Source organism: Sunxiuqinia indica, assembly GCF_009847015.1.
In the GTDB taxonomy this organism is placed as follows: domain Bacteria; phylum Bacteroidota; class Bacteroidia; order Bacteroidales; family Prolixibacteraceae; genus Sunxiuqinia; species Sunxiuqinia indica.
On sequence record NZ_WVEM01000002.1, the window covers coordinates 46,329 to 69,097 of the forward strand.

19 protein-coding genes and 1 tRNA gene are annotated in these 22,769 nt (G+C 41.4%); 10 read left to right on the top strand and 10 right to left on the bottom strand.

Annotated elements, in window-relative coordinates:
• Positions 1-122: 122 nt before the first annotated feature.
• From rpsT to GR929_RS03505, 4 genes are all read right to left on the bottom strand, one after another.
• Positions 123-374 (bottom strand): 30S ribosomal protein S20, encoded by a 252-nt coding sequence (rpsT, locus tag GR929_RS03490; RefSeq protein ID WP_159517549.1) that lies wholly within the window; start codon positions 372-374, stop codon positions 123-125.
• 28 nt (positions 375-402) lie between these two features.
• Positions 403-474 (bottom strand) — tRNA-Glu (locus tag GR929_RS03495).
• 178 nt (positions 475-652) lie between these two features.
• A complete protein-coding gene (locus GR929_RS03500; protein WP_159517550.1) occupies positions 653-1,594 on the bottom strand; it encodes a hydrogen peroxide-inducible genes activator in 942 nt (313 codons plus the stop codon).
• 47 nt (positions 1,595-1,641) lie between these two features.
• A complete protein-coding gene (locus GR929_RS03505; RefSeq protein ID WP_159517551.1) occupies positions 1,642-2,160 on the bottom strand; it encodes a TrmH family RNA methyltransferase in 519 nt (172 codons plus the stop codon).
• Positions 2,161-2,225: 65 nt separating this feature from the next.
• On the opposite strand from GR929_RS03505, the gene GR929_RS03510 reads away from it, so the two are divergent.
• Positions 2,226-3,014, top strand: a complete 789-nt coding sequence (locus tag GR929_RS03510) for an outer membrane protein assembly factor BamD (protein WP_159517552.1) — start codon at positions 2,226-2,228, stop codon at positions 3,012-3,014.
• Between the two features lie 4 nt (positions 3,015-3,018).
• Here the strand turns inward: GR929_RS03510 and ppk1 are convergent, their stop codons facing one another.
• The 4 genes from ppk1 to GR929_RS03530 all read right to left on the bottom strand — a co-directional run bounded on the left by ppk1 (position 3,019) and on the right by GR929_RS03530 (position 8,087).
• The gene (ppk1, locus tag GR929_RS03515; RefSeq protein ID WP_159517553.1) at positions 3,019-5,415 is read right to left on the bottom strand and encodes a polyphosphate kinase 1; all 2,397 of its coding nucleotides are present in this window, start codon (positions 5,413-5,415) and stop codon (positions 3,019-3,021) included.
• A 153-nt stretch (positions 5,416-5,568) separates the two neighbouring features.
• On the bottom strand, positions 5,569-6,180 hold the full coding sequence (locus tag GR929_RS03520; RefSeq protein ID WP_159517554.1) for a GNAT family N-acetyltransferase: 612 nt from the start codon (positions 6,178-6,180) through the stop codon (positions 5,569-5,571).
• Positions 6,167-7,259 (bottom strand): peptide chain release factor 2 gene (prfB, locus tag GR929_RS03525; RefSeq protein ID WP_159517555.1). Its coding sequence is split into 2 segments (ribosomal slippage): positions 6,167-7,195 and positions 7,197-7,259, totalling 1,092 coding nucleotides; the frame shifts between segments, so codons are not numbered across the junction. Before prfB ends, GR929_RS03520 begins: the two co-directional genes overlap by 14 nt.
• Positions 7,260-7,370: 111 nt before the next feature.
• Complete coding sequence (locus GR929_RS03530) at positions 7,371-8,087, bottom strand: hypothetical protein (RefSeq protein WP_159517556.1); 717 nt, start codon at positions 8,085-8,087, stop codon at positions 7,371-7,373.
• Positions 8,088-8,275: 188 nt separating this feature from the next.
• On the opposite strand from GR929_RS03530, the gene GR929_RS03535 reads away from it, so the two are divergent.
• The 6 genes from GR929_RS03535 to GR929_RS03560 all read left to right on the top strand — a co-directional run bounded on the left by GR929_RS03535 (position 8,276) and on the right by GR929_RS03560 (position 15,137).
• On the top strand, positions 8,276-8,968 hold the full coding sequence (locus GR929_RS03535) for a 30S ribosomal protein S16 (protein WP_159517557.1): 693 nt from the start codon (positions 8,276-8,278) through the stop codon (positions 8,966-8,968).
• A gap of 275 nt (positions 8,969-9,243) precedes the next feature.
• Positions 9,244-10,050 carry a PASTA domain-containing protein gene (locus tag GR929_RS03540; protein ID WP_159517558.1) on the top strand — a complete coding sequence of 269 codons (807 nt, stop codon included), beginning with the start codon at positions 9,244-9,246 and terminating at the stop codon, positions 10,048-10,050.
• A gap of 2 nt (positions 10,051-10,052) precedes the next feature.
• A complete protein-coding gene (locus tag GR929_RS03545; protein WP_159517559.1) occupies positions 10,053-11,111 on the top strand; it encodes an RluA family pseudouridine synthase in 1,059 nt (352 codons plus the stop codon).
• Positions 11,112-11,213: 102 nt separating this feature from the next.
• Complete coding sequence (locus GR929_RS03550; RefSeq protein WP_159517560.1) at positions 11,214-12,191, top strand: D-alanine--D-alanine ligase; 978 nt, start codon at positions 11,214-11,216, stop codon at positions 12,189-12,191.
• 128 nt (positions 12,192-12,319) lie between these two features.
• Positions 12,320-13,873 carry a replicative DNA helicase gene (dnaB, locus tag GR929_RS03555; protein ID WP_159517561.1) on the top strand — a complete coding sequence of 518 codons (1,554 nt, stop codon included), beginning with the start codon at positions 12,320-12,322 and terminating at the stop codon, positions 13,871-13,873.
• Positions 13,830-15,137, top strand: a complete 1,308-nt coding sequence (locus tag GR929_RS03560) for a hypothetical protein (RefSeq protein WP_201300893.1) — start codon at positions 13,830-13,832, stop codon at positions 15,135-15,137. Before dnaB ends, GR929_RS03560 begins: the two co-directional genes overlap by 44 nt.
• 485 nt (positions 15,138-15,622) lie before the next feature.
• Here the strand turns inward: GR929_RS03560 and GR929_RS03565 are convergent, their stop codons facing one another.
• Positions 15,623-16,417: a hypothetical protein gene (locus GR929_RS03565; RefSeq protein ID WP_159517562.1), complete on the bottom strand. Its 795-nt coding sequence runs from the start codon at positions 16,415-16,417 to the stop codon at positions 15,623-15,625.
• A gap of 694 nt (positions 16,418-17,111) precedes the next feature.
• Here GR929_RS03565 and GR929_RS03570 point away from each other — a divergent pair.
• The 3 genes from GR929_RS03570 (at position 17,112) to GR929_RS03580 (ending at position 21,160) form a co-directional block, all read left to right on the top strand.
• Positions 17,112-18,101, top strand: coding sequence for an NAD(P)-dependent alcohol dehydrogenase (locus tag GR929_RS03570; RefSeq protein ID WP_159517563.1), 990 nt, complete (start codon positions 17,112-17,114; stop codon positions 18,099-18,101).
• A gap of 153 nt (positions 18,102-18,254) precedes the next feature.
• Complete coding sequence (locus tag GR929_RS03575) at positions 18,255-20,111, top strand: MutS-related protein (RefSeq protein WP_159517564.1); 1,857 nt, start codon at positions 18,255-18,257, stop codon at positions 20,109-20,111.
• Between the two features lie 104 nt (positions 20,112-20,215).
• Positions 20,216-21,160: a TRM11 family SAM-dependent methyltransferase gene (locus GR929_RS03580; protein ID WP_159517565.1), complete on the top strand. Its 945-nt coding sequence runs from the start codon at positions 20,216-20,218 to the stop codon at positions 21,158-21,160.
• A gap of 322 nt (positions 21,161-21,482) precedes the next feature.
• Here the strand turns inward: GR929_RS03580 and hflX are convergent, their stop codons facing one another.
• Entirely contained in the window at positions 21,483-22,694 is a 1,212-nt protein-coding gene (gene hflX / locus GR929_RS03585) for a GTPase HflX (RefSeq protein WP_159517566.1), read from the bottom strand.
• Between the last annotated feature and the right edge of the window lie 75 nt (positions 22,695-22,769).

Consider the following 22,769-nt stretch of genomic DNA (forward strand, 5'->3'; position numbering starts at 1 on the left):
TCATTGGTAATAAACTAAGTTATGAAGAATGAAACAAATCCGAAAGCAACAGCTTCAGTTTAGAGCAAAAAAAAAACCTCTTCAATTGCTGAAGAGGTTTTTAATTATATCTTGTGTGTTACTTATAACTTGCTAACGTGAGCAGCTAATTTTGATTTCAAATTGGCAGCTTTATTCTTATGAATCAAGTTCTTTTTAGCCAATCGGTCGATCATCGAAACAACTTTAGGATACTCTACGGCCGCAGCGTCTTTTTCGCTTATTGCACGCAAATCGCGAACTGCATTACGCATCGTTTTCGTAAAGTACTTGTTGTGTACTTTCTTTTTTTCGTCTTGACGAATTCTTTTCTTAGCAGATTGATGATGTGCCATTTTTGTTTCTTCTGATAAATAAATTAAGTAGCCCGTAGGGGATTCGAACCCCTGCTACCAGGATGAAAACCTGGCGTCCTAACCCCTAGACGAACGGGCCATCATTTTCTTTCCCTGAAATTGGGACTGCAAAAATAAATCAAATTTTGAAGTCGCCAAATGTTTTGTCAGGATTTTTACTGAAATTTTGCATCCTCTACTTTTAGAAGTGCTGTTTTTGATTTCAGCGATGCAAAGAAATGGAAGTTTTTTCTAAAATCAAATAAAAACTTGAAAAATTATTTCCACTCGACAATTGTTCCTCTTTTCTCATTCAGAAGTTCGTTGGGCATCGCTGCATGAATTTCCTTCCATAACAGATCAATGAGCTTGTTTTTCGCAAAATGGCGTGAGTAAACTAAGCTCACTTCTCGAATCGGAGTTACGTCGCTAAAATGCCGAACATGACTTTTCCGGTTTTCGCCCATCTCCACCGACGCTAATTCGGGAATCAGTGTAATTCCGCCTTCTTTGTCAATAATGTTCATTAGGGTTTCCAACGAACCGGCTTCAAAATAAAATGGAAGTGCTTCATTGGATGCCCCTTTAAAAGAGCAAAGATTAATGACCTGGTGGCGGAAGCAATGACCATCGCTCAATAGCCAAATTTCAGGGGTCGCAATTTCTTTAACTTTGATGTTTGGCTTGTCGTGAAGAGGATGGTTTTGGTGTGAATAAAGCAGCATTTCTTCGTAAAATATTGGTCTTTCATTGATTCGTTCTTCTTTAAGCGGCGTCACCAATATGCCAACATCAAGCAGGTCTCGTTGCAAATGATCAACAATATTTTCGGTGGTTAACTCCTGCACCGTGATTTGTATATTTGGATATTTTCGTTTGTAATTGCCAATAAACAAGGGTAGTAGGTACGGAGCTAGTGTTGGGATAATGCCAATTTTGAGTTCTCCGGAGATTAGGTTTTTGTGATCCTTGACAATGTCGTTTACCTTTTCGGTTTCCTGCAGAACAATACGCGATTGTTCGATAATGCGTTTGCCAACATCGGTTGGGATTAGCGGTTGCTTACTGCGGTCGAAGATGATGATTTCTAAATCTTCTTCCAGCTTTTTAATTTGCATGCTTAGGGTTGGCTGTGTGATAAAGCAGTGTTCGGCAGCCCGGCCAAAATGTCTGAACGTATCAACAGCAACAATATATTCCAACTGTGTTAGCGTGATCATGGTTTTTTGTGTTTAATCTGGTTAAAAGTAGAAAAAATAGATGAAAACTAATCGTGGGGGCTGAAAAGTTGTTGGCGTTGCCATTCAAAAAGTCCTACGGCCAGCGCATGCGAAATATTCATTGATTTGCATTTACCAGTCATTGGAATGTGGACGCTCTGTGCACATTGTTTAATCAGCTCTGTTGGCAGACCGTGCGTCTCACTTCCTAAAATATAAGCAATCTGGTCAGGCAATTTAGTTGTGAACAGGTTGGTAGACTGCTCGTTGGTTTCAATGGCAACTAGTCGGTATTTTAGTGGCAGACTAGTGATAAATTCTTTTGAACTCATCCATTTTAGTTGGATGTTTTTGTAGCTCATCCCGGCTGTTTTCTTGATCGAACTTTCGCGTTTCGGATTTTCATCATCCAAGATAATCAGGCTATCACCACCAATATTATCAACCAGTCGCATTAAGCTCCCTACGTTTTGCGGGTTTTTCACTTTCCAAGCAGCAACAATCGGTTTGTTTACTATATCAGGGTAGTGTTGTGACCTAAAAAAAGCGACTGAATTTGTTTCCATCCTGATAATTATTAATTTTCTTTGATGTTGAATTTACGAAGGAAATTATTTTAAAGCATTTGTACATGATTATGAACCGAGTTTTTTTTGTCATTCTGCTTTCCAGTCTGTTGTTTTCCTGCGGAAAATCGGAAAAAGAATTAGCTGCCGAAAAATTGCAACTTGCCCAAAGTTTGTATGAGTCAGGCGATACAACAGATGCTTTGATGCAGCTGGATACGATTCAGCAGTTTTACAAGGGAGCCATTCAGGCGGTTGTTAATGCGAGTCAGTTTGAGAAGAAAATTTATGCCGATTTGCTTTATCGGGCACAAGATGAAATGGACTCGCTGAACGTTAAATTCGAAAAATTAGAAAGTAAGTTTGTCACCGAAAAAACTGAGTTTGATCGCTATACACAATACATTCACAAACGCCAGCAATTTGAAGGTCGGTGGGATAAGTCCTTTATTCAGATTCATTTAGACGAGCGTGGCGACTTATACATATCAAGCAACTATTATGGCGACAAGTGGTTAAACCATGTTGCGTTGCGGGTTTATGACAACGACCTTCAGGCTAAAACAGACACCGTTCCCTTGGAGAACGTACTGAATCACCACAGCGATTTTTTAGATACTAAATGGGAAAAAGTAAGCTATCGTAATGGTGCCGATAATGGCGTTATTGAGTTTATTGCCCAACATGCCGATCGAAATTTGAAGGCTGTTTTCCTTGGAACCCGCTATTATTACATCATACTTGAAACGTATGATAAACAAGCAATAAAAGATGCGCTGGCACTTTCAAAAGCTCTGAAAAGTAAAGCAAAGCTAGAGAAGAAAATTCAGTCGCTTCAATCAAAAGTTGGGTAAGAGTTTACCGGATTCGCTCGATTTGCTCTGGTGGCTGTGCCAAAATCGCTTTTTTACCGTTAATAACGATTGGGCGTTGCAGCAGGCGAGGGTTTTCCGACAGGATTTTCATCCATTCCTCATCGCTGATTTCTTTGTCTTTGTACTCTGTCTTGTATAGCTCTTCCTGTTTGCGAACCAAGTCGATAGGAGCCATCCCGGACTTCTGAGTTATTTTTCGAATTTCGTCAGGCGTGATTCCGTCTTTCATATAGGTTCGTACGTCTGCTTTGTAGCCGTTCTCCTCCAGGTATTTTAAGCCCGCACGACTTTTTGAACAACGGGGATTGTGATAAATTTTCATAGCAACTAAGTGTTTTTCCTTGATGTATTGATAGTAATCTTCCTGTGACCTGATACGTCCTTCCATGTGCTGCCTGCTGTAGTTGTTTGAAAGTTCGTTGTCGAGAACCCGTGATTTGGTGTTGTCGCGCAATTGTATTTTTAACATTTCACGCAGTTCATTTTTCAAGTCTTCGTTATAAATTGGGCATGCTACTTCGATCCTCCGGTTGAGGTTACGTGGCATCCAATCCGCCGAAGAGATATATATTTTCTCGTCACCACCATTTCCGAACAGGAAAATTCGCGAGTGTTCCAGGTATTTATCTACGATACTAATGGCCTCGATGTTTTCACTGACTCCTTCCAATTCCGTTTTCAAACCAAAAATACCGCGAACAATTAGTCTGATTTTTACACCTGCTTTAGCTGCTTTATAAAGCTTGTTCATCATGTCCGGATCGATCAGACTATTCATTTTCAAAACCATGAAACCGCGCTTTCCTGCTTTGGTTATGGCAATTTCATTATCAATCATGTCCTCGAAAAAGTGGCGCATAGCAAATGGGCTAATAACGAGGTGATTGTAGCTGCTGATTCGGTAATTGTGTTTGAAAAAACTGAAAAGTTGTGCTACTTCATCGGCAATTCGAGGATCTGCTGTTAGCAGTCCGTCGTCGCCATATACTTTGGCGGTTCCTTCGTGGAAATTCCCTGTTCCAACATAGGCATAATTCCGGTAGGTGTTTTTCTCTTTGCGCTTGATCCAGGCTAACTTACTATGTACCTTCAATCCGGGCACACCGTTCACAACATGAGCTCCTTCATCCTGAAGCTTGTTAGACCAAAAAATGTTGGCTTCCTCATCGAAACGAGCTTGCAATTCAATGACCACCGTTACTTTTTTTCCATTTCTGATCGCATTGAGCAGGGCATTTACAACCCGGGAATTACCGGCAACCCGGTAAATCGTGATTCCTATTTCTTTAACTTTTGGGTCGATTGCCGCCTCGCGAAGCAAATCTAAAAAGTGGCTGAAACTTTGATAGGGATAATGAAGCATGATATCCTTCTTGCGTAGTTTCTTTAGGATGCTTTCATGCTGTTTCAATTCCTTGTGCCGAATCGGAGTGAGCTTTTTATAATAATGATCAGCCTGTCCGATTTCAGGGAAGTTCATAAAATCTTTGTGATTATGGTATTTCCCACCCGGAATCTGGTTGTCGGGATCCAATTTCATCTTTTTGTTGATGAAACTGAGTAAATCATCGGGTATTTCTTTGTCGTAAAGTAAGCGTACCGGTGTCCCTACTTTTCTCTTCTTCAAACCTGCTTCCATTTTCTCAACAAAGCTTTTGGAGATGTCGTCATCAATGTCGAGCTCCGCATCACGGGTTACTTTTATGGTGTAGGCTTCAAAGTGGTCGTAGTTGAATAAGGGAAAAATGTCGGGCATGCTGTATCGAATTACGTCGTCCAATAGCATGACAAATTTCTTCCCGTCCTTTTCAGGCAAAACTACAAACCGAGACATGGAAAGGTCGGGCACGCGTACCAGCGCATAAGCGAATTTATCGGGTCGTTCCTTCATCGACAGTTTTATGGCCAGGTAAACTGAACGATCGCGCAGGTATGGAAATTTACTTTCCTTGCTCAACATGATCGGAATTAAGTTGGGAAGCAGCTTTTCCTTGAAGAAGTTTTTGATGAAAACGATTTGCTCCGGCTCCAGATCCGTTTCATCAATCATGAAAATGTTTTCCTGGTTTAATTCCTTGATGATTTTACGAAATACCTCCTGAGATCGTTTTTGATGTCCGACCACAGTTTCCATAATTTTTTCATGAAGCTCATCAGGCTTAATGTTTCCAATTAAAGATTCATCATTCCCAAAATCAACCATTCTTCGCACTGATGCTACGCGGACCCGGAAAAATTCATCAAGGTTGTTGGAGAAAATACCGACAAAGCGAATTCGTTCAAATAAAGGTACTGAGGGATCTTCTGCTTCCTGCAATACTCGCGCATTAAAGGACAGCCAGCTAATTTCTCGATTTATGAATGGTTCGATCTTTTTCATACAGGTAATTACTTCTTTTTAATTGCAACATCTGGAGCTAGCCCAGGATAATCATACTCTTGTGTGTAACGACTTATCCATGCTCGTTTTGTGTTCAACAAGTTCTACTAACTAGAAGCCCCAAAGCATTTAAAATGTTTAAGACTTTTAAATTTATCCCTCTAAAAATAACAAAGTTCGAGCGTTTTCCAGCAGTTCAGCTACCTTGTTATCCAATTTTAATGCTGAAAATGGGATAATTTCGCCAGGAGGGTTCTGCAAATTTTTATTGATTGTGAGTTCCCACCATCCAACATGGTGCCACTGATTTAATTTATAGCCAATATCGCGGTACTCTGTCATTTTCTGAAATCCCATGGATTCGTGCAAGGCAATGCTCCCTTGGTTGGGCAAGGTGATGACGCCAAAAAGTTTGACAAAGCCTTGCAAGTTGAGTATGGGGATGAGTGCTCCATAAAGTGCTTTGGCAATGTTTTGTCTCCGGAAATTGGGGTGCACATAAACCGACACTTCCCGATCCCAACGATAGGCAGCCCGACTTCGATAGGCAGAAGCATAGGCGTAACCGGCTATTTCTCCATCGATTTCGCAAACCAGATAGGGACACTCTTCCAAAGTAGTGGTTATCCGGTTTTTGAAATCTTCCAGACTCGGAACTTCTTCCTCAAAGGTAGCTGCCGAGTTAAGGATAAATGGCTTGTAAATTTCCAGTATTTGTTTGGAATCCTCTGGCCTCGCAATGCGAATATATTTATTTTTCTTCACTGAATTCCATTAAGTAGGCCTTCATAAAGCCGTCGATTTCGCCGTCTAAAACGGCTTGTACATTGCCGGTTTCGTAACTTGTTCGCACGTCTTTAACCATTTTATAGGGTTGCAAAACGTATGAGCGAATCTGAGAGCCCCATTCAATTTTTTTCTTTTGCGATTCTATTTGCATTTCTGCCTCCCGTAATTTTCGCAGTTCCAGTTCATAGAGCTGCGACTTCAGCAGACGCATCGCGTTTTCCTTGTTGCCCAATTGAGATCGACTTTCGGTGTTTTCAATGATGATACCTGTCGGAGCATGTCGCAGCCGAACTCCGGTTTCAACTTTATTCACATTTTGTCCACCGGCACCTCCCGATCGAAAGGTGTCCCAGGTAATGTCAGATGGATTGATCTCAATTTCAATCGAATCATCAACCAAAGGAGCAATGAAAACTGATGTGAACGAAGTCATTCGCTTATTTTGAGCATTGAATGGTGATAGCCGAACGAGCCGGTGAACACCATTTTCACTTTTCAGGTAGCCGTAGGCATAATCGCCTTCAAACTCGATGGTACAGCTTTTCACACCAACTTCATCGCCGGCATTATATTCTGCTACTTTAACTTTGTAGCCTTCTTTTTCGCCCCAACGCATGTACATGCGCATCAGCATTTCGGCCCAGTCGTTGCTTTCGGTTCCGCCAGCTCCTGCATTTATTCGAAGAATGGCACCAAGCCGATCTTCTTCTTTACGAAGCATGTTCCGCGTTTCCAGCTCTTCAATATAGGTCAGTGTTTTTTTGTATTGAGCATCTGTTTCTTCCTCGCTGGCTTCTTCAGCTTCAAAAAATTCGTAAATCACCTGCAAGTCTTCTAGTGCCTGGTGGATCTTTTCATAACCATCAGTCCATGCTTTAATGGATCGGATGGTTTTCATCTGTTGCTCAGCTTCTTTGGGGTTTGTCCAGAAGTCTGGATCCTGAGTTTTAAGTTCTTCTTCTTTGAGTTGAATTATTTTTGCATCGTAGTCAAAGATGCCTCCTCAGCGCATCCCGGCGCTCTGCAAGCTCTTTGAGCTGCTCATTCTGAATCATTTTTTTTGTTTTTAGTTGAACACAAAAATAGGAAAACACTTGCGATTAATCAACAAAAAACGGACAGTTGCTAAAATGCAGACTGCCCGTTTTGTAAAGATAGGTTGAGGATTATTCTGTCCAAACAATTGTGTTTTTGCTAATCGATTTAGCTTGTAAGTTTACGCCCTCTTGTCCTGCTTCAAACGAGTATGCATCCAGCTCCAGAATAAATTGATCTCCAGTTTCGGGAATCCTGCTATTTATCCAGCCTGATGAAGTTGAGAGTGTATAGCTGGTTTTCTTCCCATCAATTGAACTGGGGCTGTTGAAGACCAATTCATCGTCAGTGTCATACAGTTTGATTATAATATAGCTGGCATCATCAATTTTATTCCAGTTCAATACATGCTGTTTCTTTTCTGTGTCATATTCGTAGTTTATCGTATCGGTTGGATAAATGAAATCGTCTAACAGATTATCACTCATCGATTCAGACTCGCCTGTTTCTGCAAGGATATTGAAATCGTACCTTCCGATGGTCGGTAGTTGTTGGCTGAAGTTATTGTCCTCCGTTTGGTAGTAGTAGTTGTACGGATTTCCCTCAATTGCCTCCAGTGAGTAGGCTATATCCGTTGCATTGTCAGGGCTTGCGCTAACGTTGGTCATTGGTTTATTGGCAAATACGTGTAGCGCAAAGCCATATACCGTGTCAATTTGGCCGTTGTTTTCAATTGTTTTGGTAATCATGAACACATCAGCTTGAGGGCGAAAGGGGATTTCCTCAGGTTCGCAAGCGACGAGCGCGACAGCTAGTATTGGAATAATGTAGAGAATAATTTTTTTCATGGTTCTAATATCTTTTAGCATTGTTTTCAATTGTTAAAACTAGATGAATTAATGAGAAAAAGGTTGCGGGTAGCTTCCATTTTTTTTCTTCAATACTAAAACTCATAATGATATGGTTTTATTTCAGAAATAAAAGATTATCTTTGCGCCACATTTAAAAAATGTTTATCAATTTAAATTAAATTCAAATGCCAGCAAAAATCAGATTGCAGCGACAAGGTCGCAGACGTTACGCTTTTTACCACATTGTGGTAGCTGATGGCAGGGCACCACGAGATGGTCGTTATATTGAAAGGATTGGAGCTTATAATCCAAACACAAATCCTGCTACGATCGATCTTGATTTTGATAAAGCTTTAGACTGGCTTACAAAAGGTGCACAGCCAACCGACACTGTAAGAGCTATTTTATCTTACAAAGGAGTATTGTACAAAAAACACCTTATTGGAGGAGTTGCCAAAGGTGCTTTTGATGAGGCCGAAGCAGATCGTCGTTTCGAAGCTTGGGTCGCTGATAAAGAAGCTAAGATTCAAGCGAAAAAAGATCGCTTATCGAAAGATGAAGAATCAACCAAAGCAAAACAACTTGAAGCAGAAGCAAAGGTAAATGCCGACCGTGCAGAGGCAATTGCTAAACGCAACGCGGAATTGGCAGCCGAAGCTCAAGCAGCAAATGCTCCTGAAGTAACTGAGGAAGTTGCAGAGGAAGAGGCTCCTGTTGAAGAACCAGTAAAGGAAGAGGCTCCCGCTGAAGAACCAGCCAAGGAGGAAGCTCCTGCTGAAGAACCAGTAAAAGAGGAAGCTCCTGCTGAAGAACCAGCTAAGGAGGAAACTTCAAAAGAAAAACCTGCTGCAGATAAAGAAGAAAAGAAAGCTGAATAAGCAATCTTCTTCTTGTTGTTAAGACAGTAAGATAGACAAGATAAAAACAGGCTGACTCAATTGAGTCAGCCTGTTTTGTGTTTAATGCAAGGCATACCTGCTGTTCGTGTTTACAGATGAATTATATTTATTCTGATTTTTACATACTAATATTTAAGCTATTTTTGTTTCTTAAGAAGAACAGAGCAGGAGCAAACTCGTTTCGAAGCAATTTGAATTTGTTTAGATCGATCCGGATCAGTTCAAAAAAGGGTACAAACTATAATGTGTAAACTATGAGTTTCAAGTCATACCTGATAAGTAAGAGTTTTTGGATTAGCATTTTATTAGCGGTAGTAATTACTGTGATGCTATTGTTAGTAACCATGTTTGTGTTGCGAGTTTACACCAATCATGGCGAGTCATTTGCAGTTCCTGATTTAATGGGAATGCAGATTGACGATGTGAAGAAGGTGTTGAATGAGAAGGAACTTCAGTACCAGATTACAGACTCGTTATATCTTGGCGATGCCCAGCCGGGGACGGTGATTGATCAGGTTCCGGTTGCGGGCTTCGATGTGAAGCAGGGACGCACCGTTTTTCTAACGATATGCGCAAGTAAACCGGAACAGGTAGCGATGCCAAAACTCACGGATATCTCGTATCGGCAAGCTTTAAATTTGATGATGAGTATGGGACTGAACATTGGGAATGTGGATTATGTACCTTCAGAATTTCCCAATCTGGTGCTCCGGCAAGAACAAAATGGCGAATCCGTTGATGAAGGAACTTTGGTTAATAAAGGATCTAACATTGATTTAACAGTGGGCCAAAACCGATTTGGAGAGAAAACGGAGATACCAAATTTGTTGGGGGTCAGGCTCGATCAGGCCAATCAGTTGTTGGCCGCTTCATACTTAAACGTGGGGGCAGTGATTTATGATGATACCTTTGAAACACTGGATGATAGCCTTGCCGCACGGATCTGGCAACAACGGCCGGAACCTGAGCCTGGAGCAGAAATAGAACAGGGAACATCAATTGATATTTGGCTAACGGTTGATGAAGAGAAAATAGAAGAGGCCAGCGAACTTGAATTTTAATAATGGTTGAAGAAAAAAATACCGATTTTGATGATGAGTTGGATGAGTCCGAAGAAGGGGTCATGTATGAGCATTACAAGCTGGAGGTCGATCCCGGGCAGAAAATGCTGCGCGTAGACAAGTATTTAGTCAATCGGATTGATAATGCCTCGCGAAGTCGCATACAGGCGGCTGCCGACGCCGGTAGTATATTGGTTAACGGACAGTCGGTAAAATCAAACTACAAGGTGAAGCCTGGCGATGAGGTGGCCATTGTAATGGATTTTCCGCGGCGTGAGCTGAAGATTATCCCTGAAGATATTCCGCTAAACATTGTTTATGAGGACGATCAGCTGATTGTAATTAATAAACCACCGGGTTTGGTGGTTCACCCCGGGCATGGCAACTATTCCGGTACGTTGGTTAATGCACTGGCTTATTATTACAAAGATTTGGAGATGTTTAAAAGTGCCGATCCTCGACCGGGGCTGGTGCATCGGATTGATAAAAATACGTCGGGGCTGATGGTGATTGCTAAAACGGAAACGGCCAAAACCAAATTGTCGTTGCAGTTTTTCGAGAAAACGACCAAACGCCAGTATATCGCGCTGGTTTGGGGGAACCTGAAAGAGCCAACCGGAACAGTTGAAGGCAATATCGGGCGAAGCCACAGCAATCGACAGGTGTTTACGGTATATCCCGATGGGGAGTACGGAAAAACTGCCGTTACGCACTACAAGGTGCTGGAGGAATTGGGCTATGTTAATCTGGTTCAATGTCAGCTGGAAACCGGCCGCACACATCAGATTCGGGTTCATATGAAATACATTGGACATCCGCTTTTTAATGATGACACTTATGGTGGCGATCATATTTTAAGAGGAACCACTTTTTCGAAATACAAGCAATTTGTAAATAACTGTTTTAAGATTTTACCACGGCAGGCACTTCATGCTAAAACACTTGGCTTTGTACATCCAACGACCGGAGAGGAAATGCTTTTCGATTCGGAATTACCGAATGACATGAGTGAGGTTGTTGAAAAATGGCGTGGTTATATATCCAATCGAAATATTGAATAGGACCGTGAAACGAGCAACTAATTATTCTCCTTCCGATGCGGGTGTATGATTTGTTAAAGCGAGTTTCAGGTGTTACCATAAAAACTAAATAACGAAGAGCACATGAAGAAAAATATTGCAGTCGTTTATGGCGGCGACTCCTCCGAATACGTTGTTTCGGTGATGAGCAGTAAGAATGTGTTGCAGGCGGTAGATCCTGATTTATTTCAGCCTTGGGCCGTTGAGATGAAAGGGAAGGACTGGAAGTTGGTTGTTGATGGCGAGCCCGTTGCTGCTATCGACAAGCAGGACTTTTCAGTTCAGTATCAGGGTGAGAAGCTGCATTTTGATTATGCTTACATCACCATTCACGGAACTCCCGGAGAGGATGGCATTTTGCAGGGCTATTTCGATTTGATGAAAATCCCGTACTCCACCTGTGGTGTGCAATCTTCAGCCTTAACGTTTAATAAATACTATTGTAGCAATTACTTGCGCAATTTCGGTATTACCATGGCAAAGTCGGTTCGCTTAACCCGGGGCGATGGTATTAATGTAGATCAGTTGGTTGCTGATTTAGGACTGCCGGTTTTTGTGAAGCCCAATGTTGGAGGTTCCAGCTTTGGCATTACAAAAGTAAAGTTGAAAGAAAATCTGAAAGCAGCTATTGAGAAAGCGTGGGAAGAGAGTCCGGAGGCATTGGTCGAGGAGTTTATAGATGGATTGGAGCTTACGGGTGGATTGGTGAAAATGCAGCATGAGGAATTTATTTTTCCAATAACGGAGGTGCTTCCTAAAAATGAGTTTTTCGATTTTGAATCGAAGTATACAAAAGGAGCGACCCTGGAAATTACTCCCGCACGCATTTCAGAAGAGTTAACCCAACGGTGTCAGCAGCTTTCTTCAAGAATTTATGATTTATGCAATTGCCGTGGCATTGTCAGGGTTGATTATATTTTAAAAGGGAATACCTTGTATTTTCTTGAGGTGAATACGACTCCCGGAATGACTGCAACAAGTTTTATTCCTCAGCAAATTGAAGCGATGGACATGGAGTTGAAAGATATTATTACCAAAATCATTCAGGATCAGATTTGTTGAAAAAAATACCTGTTCTAAATTAGCAAAGGAGACTAAAATGGTTTCCTTTTTTTATAACTTTAAAATTCGTTATCACTAAAAATTCAGAACCAGAAGGTTCTGCAAATCAATAAGTTTATTTTTCAGACATGGCTACAGATCGGAATAATTCGCGGAAGAAACAGAACAACTCAATAGAACAGATTAATGCGCAGTACGGTAAATTGCCACCACAGGCAATTGATGTTGAGGAAGCTGTTTTGGGAGCGCTGATGCTGGAACGTGATGCCTATGTTACTGTGGCCGATGTTATTGATACTCCCAGTTTTTATAAAGAAGAACACCAAAAGATTTTTGAAGCGATCAAACATTTGTCAACCCACGAAAAGCCGGTGGATTTGTTGATGGTCACTCAACAACTGAAAGACAATGAAACACTCGACGTCGTGGGTGGTCCACTTTATATTACGCAGTTGACCAGTCGGGTGGCCTCGGCAGCGCATATCGAATTTCACGCACGTATTATTGCTCAAAAATACATTCAGCGTGAGTTGATTCGGGTGTCTTCTGAAATTCAGACCAGCGCATACGATGACAATATGGATGTGGATGATTTGATTGACTTTTCGGAAACAGCGCTTTTTAAAGTGGCCGAGGGAAACATCAAGAAAGAAACCCTTCCGATTAAACCGATTTTGAAAGAAGCTGCTCGTTTAATTGAAGAAGCTTCGAAGCGGGAAGACGGACTGAGTGGAGTGCCCAGTGGATTTACCGCACTCGACCGCATGACTTCCGGCTGGCAAAAAACCGACTTGATCATTATCGCTGCCCGTCCGGCGATGGGTAAAACCGCATTTGTACTTTCTATGGCCCGGAATATGGCGGTGGAGCACAAAGCACCTGTTGCTGTATTTTCGCTGGAGATGTCGGGGGTGCAGCTGGTTAATCGTTTGCTGGCAGCTGAAACCGAACTGGGATCAGAAAAAATTAAAAATGGACATTTGGCAGATTGGGAGTGGGAGCATTTTAACCGAAAACTGAACGTATTGGAAGATGCCCCCTTATTCGTCGACGATACTCCTGCACTTTCTATTTTTGAATTCCGAGCCAAATGCCGACGATTGAAAATGCAGCACGACATTGGTGTGGTGATTGTCGATTACTTGCAGCTGATGACCGCCGGAGATGCCGGACGCGGTAGTCGTGAGCAGGAGGTGAGTATGATTTCCCGGTCGCTGAAAGCCATTGCCAAGGAGTTGAACATACCAATTTTAGCCCTTTCGCAGCTGAACCGTTCGGTTGAGTCGCGCGAAGGAAAGCGGCCACAACTTTCCGACCTTCGTGAATCGGGTGCCATTGAGCAGGATGCCGATATGGTGATGTTTATTCACCGTCCCGAATATTATGGTATCACCGAGGATGAAAACGGAAATTCGTTGATTGGTGTTGCCGAGATTATTATCGCCAAGCACCGGAATGGTTCAGTGGGTGATGTGCCACTGGCGTTCAAGAAACAGCAGGTTAAATTCTGCGACCTGGAAACGATTATTCCGGAGGAAATAGGTGGTGGAGTTGTGGGACAGACATTTGGATCGAAAATGAATGATGACCCGGGTAGTGTTGAAATGCCCGTAAACAGCGGCTTCGAATCGGAAGGGAATGGTTCTTATCAAACACCAAATTCAGATGATGTTCCGTTTTAGTCTTTTTAAAAGAGTTTTTCTGATACTGGCACTTTTTATCCTTGCCGTGCAAAGTAGTTGGGCGATTTACCTGATGATTCCGATGGATGATCAGCAAAAAAATCACCTGAAAGCTTATGGAATGGCCTACTGGACATTGGAGCAAGGCATTGAGGTAAAGTGGTTGCTGAACTACCGCGGCGGCAGTTTTCTAATTCCGTATTACCAGGAAATTGAAGATGAATGTTTAGTGCGCGGTGTAAGTGTTGAGAAAATGGCCGATGTGCAGTCCAGTGCAATTCTGGCTGAGATTGCGCGCCCCGAGGTCAACCAGGATGCCATTGCCATGCAAAAAGCACCCAAAATTGCAGTGTACTCACCACCCAATAAACAACCTTGGGACGATGCGGTAACGATGGTGTTAACCTACGCCGAAATACCGTATGATGTAATTTACGACGAAGAAATTTTAACCGATCAGCTAAAAGACTACGATTGGCTGCATTTACACCACGAAGATTTTACCGGTCAGTTTGGAAAGTTTTTCCGTTCGTATCAGCATATGCCCTGGTATCAGCAGGAAGTTGAAACCAACAGAGCTCTGGCCGCGCGGATGGGATTCACCAAGGTGTCGGAAATGAAGCGGGCGGTTACCAAGGAAATCCAGGGCTACATTGCGCGGGGTGGATTCTTGTTTGCGATGTGTGCAGCTACCGATACTTACGATATTGCTATGGCTGCCGATGGGGTGGATATTTGCGAGTCGATGTTTGATGGCGACCCCGCCGACCCGCACATGAATGAGAAGCTGGATTTTTCGAAAACGCTGGCTTTTCGTGATTTTGAAGTTGTAAAAGATCCTTTTCAATACGAATTTTCTGACATTGACGTGTCAACAACCAGGCAGGTAACACCAAGTCAGGATTATTTTACTTTGTTTGATTTTTCGGCCAAGTGGGATCCGGTACCAACCATGCTAACCCAAAACCATCAGCGAATTATTAAAGGCTTTATGGGGCAAACAACTGCTTTTAGACAATCGCTGATTAAGCCCAACGTGCTGGTAATGGGGGAAAACAAAGGAGCCGGAGAGGCTCGCTACGTTCATGGCGAATTAGGCAAAGGTTTCTGGACCTTTTATGGTGGACACGACCCCGAAGATTACCGTCACCTGGTTGGCGATCCGCCTACCGATTTAAACTTGCACCCCAACTCGCCGGGTTATCGGTTAATCCTGAATAATATCCTGTTTCCCGCAGCCAAAAAGAAAAAGCAGAAAACCTAAAAGATGGTTTTCACACCTTGCCGGCAGTTCGAAAATGAGCAGTCGGTGAAAATCGAATCCGCCCGGCGGTTCCAAATCGCCCGACTGAGGTCTTCCTGCAAATTCTGAAACCCTTGATTTTAGTATCCCCTCGGCAGGTTTGACCCTCCATCGCGGGTTTTTGTGCTCCCCCGGACAAGTTGACCCTTCCCCGGCCGATTTTTTGGTTCCCATTGGACTTGATGAGCCTCCCCTCGGCACTTTTTCCAATTTAATCGGCAGTTTGTGCCGTCCCCGGAGCAAACTGACCGCACAATTGGCAATTTCCCGGCCTCACTCACCCGAAAGGTATCCATTTGAGTTAGCCGGACATTCAAACAAGCTTTGTTGTTCTGTCCTCATTTCTCCTTCTTTTCAAGGAGGAGTCCGGGCTTTGACCCGGGAGGTGGTTGCTTTCAGTTGAGCAGCAGCTTGCCGATTTAGTCAAACCATGGGTAGGGTGCGCGTCAAAATTCTCCCCGTTCTAGTTTCTTGGCGGGAGATGTTAGCCTGTTTTTATAGCCATGCCACATGCTGTAAATGAACAGAATAAGCGCGCCAATTAACGCTCCATATACCACGTAACGATTCATTTCCCATTGTTTTACTGCAATAGCAATGAGTGCCCACACTCCAACGAGTGCTGCCTCCCTCAAATTCCGATAATAAATGAGTAAGACATAAATGGATGTCGCAACTGCAATCATCAGCAGTGCCCAGTATGTTTCGGGTATCGAACCGCCCCTCCAGCCGATACTCACCAGCCAGGCTGAAAAATTTGCTACGGTAGCTACAACAATCCATCCTAAGTAGATGCAAACCGGCCACCAAACAAAAAAGATGATGCGTACCGGAGCATCCCATGTTTCGAGCCGTAACCGCAGTGTCATGACAATTAATGAAAAAAGCAATACCAGCATGAGCAGCATTGAAAACTCAAGTTGTAAATGTGTCCACGCATAAATCCAGAGCCCGTTAGCTACATTCGATAAGGCAAACCAGAACCCGGTTTGAGTCAAAGCTTCATCCTGTTTGTGTTTGAACCATGCATACCATTGATACGCTACAAAAGCAATCAATAGCAGATAAATGACTCCCCAAATGGCGAAAGCATAACCGGCCGGAGTAAACAGGTTTTCAAATTTGGCACTCACTTCTCCTACCGTCATACCATTTATGGCACCCGTTCCGGATAAATAGTTCATGGTTAAGGCAAAAAGAAGTGTCAGGCTGTTTAAAAAAAGATAAAGCAGTTGTTTCATGACTAAGTATTATTTGCTCAGGATAGATAATGTGTAAAACATCTGTTTAAGCTTAAGGTTTACCAGATTAAAATCAGGGCGAGCTATCAGCCTTTCGACAGACAGAGGGGCGGAAATTATTACAATGGGTAGTCGAATTCGCCAATCGGAAGTCTCCTCTACATTTCTGGTTGAACATCCACAAACCCTCTTCTTCTTCAGAATGGCCCCTGGTCGGTATTGTTTTGAATGAAATAAATTATAGTCAACAGTGTCACTTGCCTCCCAAAATTACTAACTTGGGACAGTTAAAACTCAGATACACGACTAATGAACCGACGTTTGCGATTCTGATGAATAGGAGTTAAAGCCTCTAATGTAGGAGACGACGATTTGAAAAGTTAGAATTAAGCAGTGCGAGTAATTTAGTGTCATGTTTCGAGTCTTTAACAATTTGTGATAGAAGCGAAATCGAAAATATCAAATAGGTCCGTGACCTTATGACCGCAAAAGGTGAGAAAAATAAAATAATGATAGAATTAAAAAAGATAAAACCGAACGCATAATACAGTTCCTATTTCAGAGTGGGATTGGTGCGGTTCGTAACTACAGACTCGCATTACTATTTAGTCCAGACGGACATGAGGGCGCTCCGAAATCAGCTACAGCAGGATGTCTCAGCGTTTTACTCTATTGAAGAATAAAAAAATAAAACATGAAAGCCTCAATACGCAGAAGTTATTGTTCTCCAAGTCGAATAAGAATTGAAGAGGTTGAAAAACCAATTCCAAAAGACGATGAAGTGTTAATTCGGGTTTATACTACAACGGTTAACAGGACAGATTGTGCCAACCTTACGGCAAAACCACTTATCATGAGATTTGTCTTAGGACTATTTAAACCACGTAAAATTATTTTAGGGACCGACTTCGCTGGTGAAGTAGTAGCAATTGGCCAAAATGTGAAGGCACTTACTATTGGAGATCGGGTATTTGGCTTTAATGATACGGGGGCTGAATCTCAGGCTGAATATACAACGACAACAAAGGATCATGTTTTCTCAATCCCTGAAAACATTGATTTTAAACAGGCGGCCGCTGGTTTGGAAGGGGCTCATTATGCATACTCTTTCATACATAAAGTAACGATCAAGTCCGGACAAAATATGCTAATAAATGGTGCAACTGGTGCTATTGGTTCTGCTCTTCTGCAATTTGCTCGGCAATATGATATCACGATAACTGCTACTTGTAGTACGAAAAATATTGAGCTAGTCAAATCTTTAGGTGCCGACAAAATTTTTGATTATACCAAAGAAGATTTTACGAGTGATAACGATAAATACGACTTTGTTTTTGATACCGTTGGTAAAAGCACATTTGGGAAGTGTAAATCAATATTGAAAGAAAAAGGTATTTATATTTCGTCTGAGCTGGGTCCCTATTCCCAAAATGTTTTCTATCCGCTCTTAACTTCAATGTCTGGTAAAAAAGTAATTTTCCCTATTCCTTGCAACAAGCAGAAAACAATACCATATATCAGTCATCTTTTGGCGACAGGGAAATTCAAACCCGTTATTGATCGGGAATATTTAATCGAAGATATATCCGAAGCTTATGAGTATGTGATTAAAGGGCTTAAAACAGGTAACGTTTTACTTAACGTTATAAAAAACCATCATGCAACGAGTAAGCTTACTAATTGACGCATAATTTGCAACTGAAACTGCACGAACTTAAAATGGGAAAAATAAACGATGAGAAACACATGAAGCGAGCATGTAAAGGCCATCACACACAGGAGAATCATTATAAGCGAGTTCCATCGAATACCGTTGAAAATTTTAAATTATAATGAGATGAAGATCTATCGCGATAATATAAAAACATACGATGTCAAGCTGCTTAAACTAAGTAAGCTGTTGAAACGTATTTCATTTCTTCGGTTATTTGTTTTTGTCATTTCAAGTATCATTCTGATCTACTTGTTTAGTTCAAATTTATTAACCCCGGTTCTGTTTGTTTTTCCACTATTGATCGTATGTTTTGGTGCTGCAATCAAGTATTACAACAAAATAGCTTACCTGAAAAAGCATACTGCTTACCTGAAAAGTATAAATGAATCCGAAATTTTAAGAGAAACATCTCATCTGGAAGAATTTGATACCGGAGATCAGTTTATCAATCCAAATCATCCTTATACCTCTGATTTAGATATTTTTGGACAGCATTCCATTTTTCAATTGCTCAACAGAACAACGACGGAGTCGGGTATGATTTTGTTATCAGAATGGCTGTCGGAACCTGCACCTAATCGTGAAATACACGACCGACAAAATGCCATCAAAGAATTAGCTCAAAAATTGGATTGGAGGCAGGATTTTCAGGCGTCAGGCATGCACTTTCAGAATAAAAAAAGTGATTATTATAGATTGTTAAATTGGGTAGAAGCACCTGTCGTTTTATTAAAATATCGACGAATCTATCTGGCAGCAGCCATAATCCTTTCGGGTCTATCGTTTCTCACCTTATATTTCTACCTGCCTTATGTGAGTTCATCAAGCTGGTTTATTTATTTGCTCCCTTTTATTACTGTTTTATTTATTATCAACAGAATTTTAAAAAAAGTAAGACCCATAGCCGATGATATTGTTGAAACATCAACAGAGAATATTAACACGTTAAGAGGTTATCAGACATTGATCAATAAAATTGAAGGGGAGAGTTTCCAGTCGAAAAAATTAGAACAACTAAAATCATTGCTAAGTAAAAATAAGTATTCAGCATTCAAAGAAATTAAAAAGCTGTGCAAATTATTAGACTTTTCTCAGCAAAGAGGTGTAAATAAGATCAAGATGCCAATAAAAGGCAATTATTTTTATTCTATATTAAATAGTTTCCTGCTAATCGATATTTACGTGATTATAAGCGTAGAAAAATGGAAAACAAAAAATAAGGCGTATTTGAAAGCATGGGCTGAAGCTGTTAGTGAGTTTGAGGTGATCAGTAGCCTTGCAGGTTATTGCTATTCAAATCCGTCCTATACATTTCCGGAGATAACAGAAAAGGACAATTACGTACATTTTGAGTCGTTGGGGCATCCCTTAATCAATTCGACTAAACGGGTGTGTAATGATTTTCACTCCGAGGGACAAGGTGATGTTGTTTTGATTACCGGTTCGAATATGGGAGGGAAAAGCACTTTTTTAAGAACTGTGGGCGTAAACCTGGTTTTAGCATTAGCCGGTGCCCCTTGTTGTGCAAAAAATGGGCAGGTTTCGAACCTGAAGTTATATACGAGTATGAGAACCCAGGATAATTTAAAGGAAGGAATCTCTTCTTTTTATGCCGAATTAAGCAGAATTGAAAAGATGCTGAAACTGATCGAAAGCAATCAGAATACGTTTTTTCTTTTAGACGAGATGTTTAAAGGCACAAACTCCGAAGATAGACATAAAGGAGGTTTTTCATTGATTAATCAATTGAGTGAGCTCAAAACATCAGGAATTATTGCAACACACGACATTGAACTGGCAAAACTATCGGGGAATAAAAAGCTGGTTGCAAATTATAGCTTCAACAGTGAAATTATAAATGATTCTATGATTTTTAGTTATGAAATTCGCCCGGGTATATGTAATGATTTTAATGCGAGTGAACTCATGAAAAAGAGCGGAATTCGAATTATGGAGACTGTTTCAGCTGAACCGAATTAATGGAATCGCAATTGGACGTCATTTTATCTTCTTGTTGGGATTGAGCAGTTTGAATAACAACATTACTTAAATTCGCCTGATAGAAAATATCAGGGACAAAGCACATGCAGAAAAACACACATCTATACGCCTTTACCTACGATAATACGGAAAGTGAGTTATGTAAGCTCGAATCGAGATCAATTTTTGGTAAGGAAGAAAAGAACAAACTACTTTTTTCCGAGATAAAAGCAGAGCCTTCAACCAGTGCATTCATTAAAGCAAGACTTGATATTATTTTGTTTTCTGATGATTATTCGACGCTAATCAATCAGATCAAGAAAGAACGTATATGCATTGAAGGGTTTAAAGTAGAGTATTTAGTGTTGGATAGTGACCCGACGGAGTATGCCGAGAGGCTTAAAAAGTTAAAAGATATTGGCTATAGCATTGAGGGCAACCCGGATTACTATTGCCCAACAATAACGTATGCTTTATGCTATTACGATGGGGGTTGGTACTTTGGCGTTTTGATTAAAGATCGTTTTGCGTGGTACAAGCACAAGGAAAAACCACGTTCATACAGTAACTCAATCAGTATAAATATTGCCAAAGCTCTTGTTAATATTGCAGCAAAGGCAGACCAACAAAATAAGCTACTCGATGCATGTTGTGGCGTTGGTACAATCATGTTAGAAGCCTGTTTTGCAGGAAATAGCATTGAAGGTTGCGACATTAACTGGAAGGTGTGCCGCGACGCCCGGGTAAATCTTGCTCATTTCAACTATACAGCAACGGTATATCGCTCTGATATAAAAGACATCAGTAAAAAGTATGATGCTGCTATTATCGACCTGCCATACAATTTACTGAGCTGTGCAACCGATCATGATGTCATTCACATTATTGAGTCGACAGCAAAAATCACAAATCGACTTGTTATTGTATCGACCTCGGACATTACAAGCCCAATCAGCAACGCCGGATTCAGCATATCGGATCATTGTCGTGTTCGAAAAAGAGGAAAGGCAAATTTTGCCAGACGAATATGGGTTTGTGAAAAGGATTGATAGTGGGAGGAAGCCCTGCTCATCAGGGTATACAAATTGGCACTAGCGGGAGAACAAAAATAACTGTGACACGACACAATGATAAAAGAGCAAATCCCGGACACAAACGCAAGCTAGTCCAAAGCGGAGACGTGATAAATTGTGGTGGCTTTAGCCCGATCAAGCTTCATTTGTCGTGTAAGTTTTTCTAGAAAATGGGCGGTCATAACATGAGTGCTAACACAAACTTTTGGGTTTCATTTAGTCGTCAATATTCATCCAAAGAAATTTTCTGTGAAAAGTAGGAGCTCAGGAAAGTCAAAAATGGCAACTTCCTTTTTAATCATTCCTGAGGTTTTGTCCAGTCCATATCGTACAGAAAATCATTGTATGGGAATCGGGTTACATGAATTTTTTTGACTTCTTCATAAAGGGTCTTCTTAAATTCATCAACATTTTCTTTTTCAGTGGCAGAAATAAAAAGAGAAGGCGTGTTATTTTTGCCGATCCATGTATTTTTTAATTCTTCCAGCGAATAGTTCTCTTGTGTTTTTGGACTTAAATCATCGTCATCTTTTTGTACATATTCAAATGCGTCAATTTTATTGAACACATAGATGGTTGGCTTTTCTCCTGTTTCAATCTCTGACAGGGTTTCGGTTACGGTGTTGATTTGCTCTTCAAAACCCGGGTGTGAGATATCGACCACATGAACCAAAATGTCGGCTTCGCGCACCTCGTCAAGTGTTGATTTAAATGACTCGACCAAACCATGAGGCAGTTTCCGGATAAACCCAACAGTGTCGGCCAATAAGAAGGGGAGGTTGCCAACAACCATTTTCCGAACGGTCGTGTCAAGTGTTGCAAAAAGCTTGTTTTCGGCGAATACTTCTGATTTTGCCAGCATGTTCATGATGGTTGATTTACCAACATTGGTGTAACCAACGAGGGCAACACGAACCAATTTTCCACGGTTTTTCCGTTGTGTGGCTTTTTGCTTGTCGATCTTTTTAAGCTGAACTTTTAGTCGGGCAATTTTATCTAAAATAATCCGGCGGTCGGTCTCAATCTGTGTTTCTCCGGGACCCCGCATTCCAATACCACCTCGCTGCCGCTCCAGGTGAGTCCACATTCGGGTTAACCGTGGAAGCATGTATTGGTATTGCGCTAGTTCAACCTGAGTTTTGGCATGGGCTGTTTGCGCACGCTTGGCGAAAATATCTAAAATCAGATTTGTCCGGTCGAGTACTTTGGATTCCAGTTGTCGTTCGATGTTCCGGAGTTGGGTTGGACTTAGTTCATCGTCAAAAATAACCGTGTCAATTTCATGAACCTTCATGTAGTTATGAATCTCCTGTAGCTTGCCTGATCCTACAAATGTAGCATGATTGGGAACATCCAATCGCTGGAAAAACTGTTTTTTGACTTTCGCTCCCGCTGTATCAGCCAAAAATTCCAACTCGTCCAAATATTCCTGAGCTTGTCTTTCGTCTTGTTCCTTGTTTATCAGTCCAACTAATACGGCAGTTTCTTGTACTTTCTCGGTTTCAATCATTCAAATAATTTCAAAGTTTGTTTCATAAAAAAACCTGGCCCCGAAAAAACGGAACCAGGATTTTTTTTATTGTTT

Coding starts and splice junctions, on each gene's coding strand:
- rpsT (WP_159517549.1), bottom strand. CDS start 374: ATGGCACATCATCAATCTGCTAAGAAAAGAATTCGTCAAGACGAAAAA.
- GR929_RS03500 (WP_159517550.1), bottom strand. CDS start 1,594: ATGATCACGCTAACACAGTTGGAATATATTGTTGCTGTTGATACGTTC.
- GR929_RS03505 (WP_159517551.1), bottom strand. CDS start 2,160: ATGGAAACAAATTCAGTCGCTTTTTTTAGGTCACAACACTACCCTGAT.
- GR929_RS03510 (WP_159517552.1), top strand. CDS start 2,226: ATGATTATGAACCGAGTTTTTTTTGTCATTCTGCTTTCCAGTCTGTTG.
- ppk1 (WP_159517553.1), bottom strand. CDS start 5,415: ATGAAAAAGATCGAACCATTCATAAATCGAGAAATTAGCTGGCTGTCC.
- GR929_RS03530 (WP_159517556.1), bottom strand. CDS start 8,087: ATGAAAAAAATTATTCTCTACATTATTCCAATACTAGCTGTCGCGCTC.
- GR929_RS03535 (WP_159517557.1), top strand. CDS start 8,276: ATGCCAGCAAAAATCAGATTGCAGCGACAAGGTCGCAGACGTTACGCT.
- GR929_RS03540 (WP_159517558.1), top strand. CDS start 9,244: ATGAGTTTCAAGTCATACCTGATAAGTAAGAGTTTTTGGATTAGCATT.
- GR929_RS03545 (WP_159517559.1), top strand. CDS start 10,053: ATGGTTGAAGAAAAAAATACCGATTTTGATGATGAGTTGGATGAGTCC.
- GR929_RS03550 (WP_159517560.1), top strand. CDS start 11,214: ATGAAGAAAAATATTGCAGTCGTTTATGGCGGCGACTCCTCCGAATAC.
- dnaB (WP_159517561.1), top strand. CDS start 12,320: ATGGCTACAGATCGGAATAATTCGCGGAAGAAACAGAACAACTCAATA.
- GR929_RS03560 (WP_201300893.1), top strand. CDS start 13,830: ATGGTTCTTATCAAACACCAAATTCAGATGATGTTCCGTTTTAGTCTT.
- GR929_RS03565 (WP_159517562.1), bottom strand. CDS start 16,417: ATGAAACAACTGCTTTATCTTTTTTTAAACAGCCTGACACTTCTTTTT.
- GR929_RS03570 (WP_159517563.1), top strand. CDS start 17,112: ATGAAAGCCTCAATACGCAGAAGTTATTGTTCTCCAAGTCGAATAAGA.
- GR929_RS03575 (WP_159517564.1), top strand. CDS start 18,255: ATGAAGATCTATCGCGATAATATAAAAACATACGATGTCAAGCTGCTT.
- GR929_RS03580 (WP_159517565.1), top strand. CDS start 20,216: ATGCAGAAAAACACACATCTATACGCCTTTACCTACGATAATACGGAA.
- hflX (WP_159517566.1), bottom strand. CDS start 22,694: ATGATTGAAACCGAGAAAGTACAAGAAACTGCCGTATTAGTTGGACTG.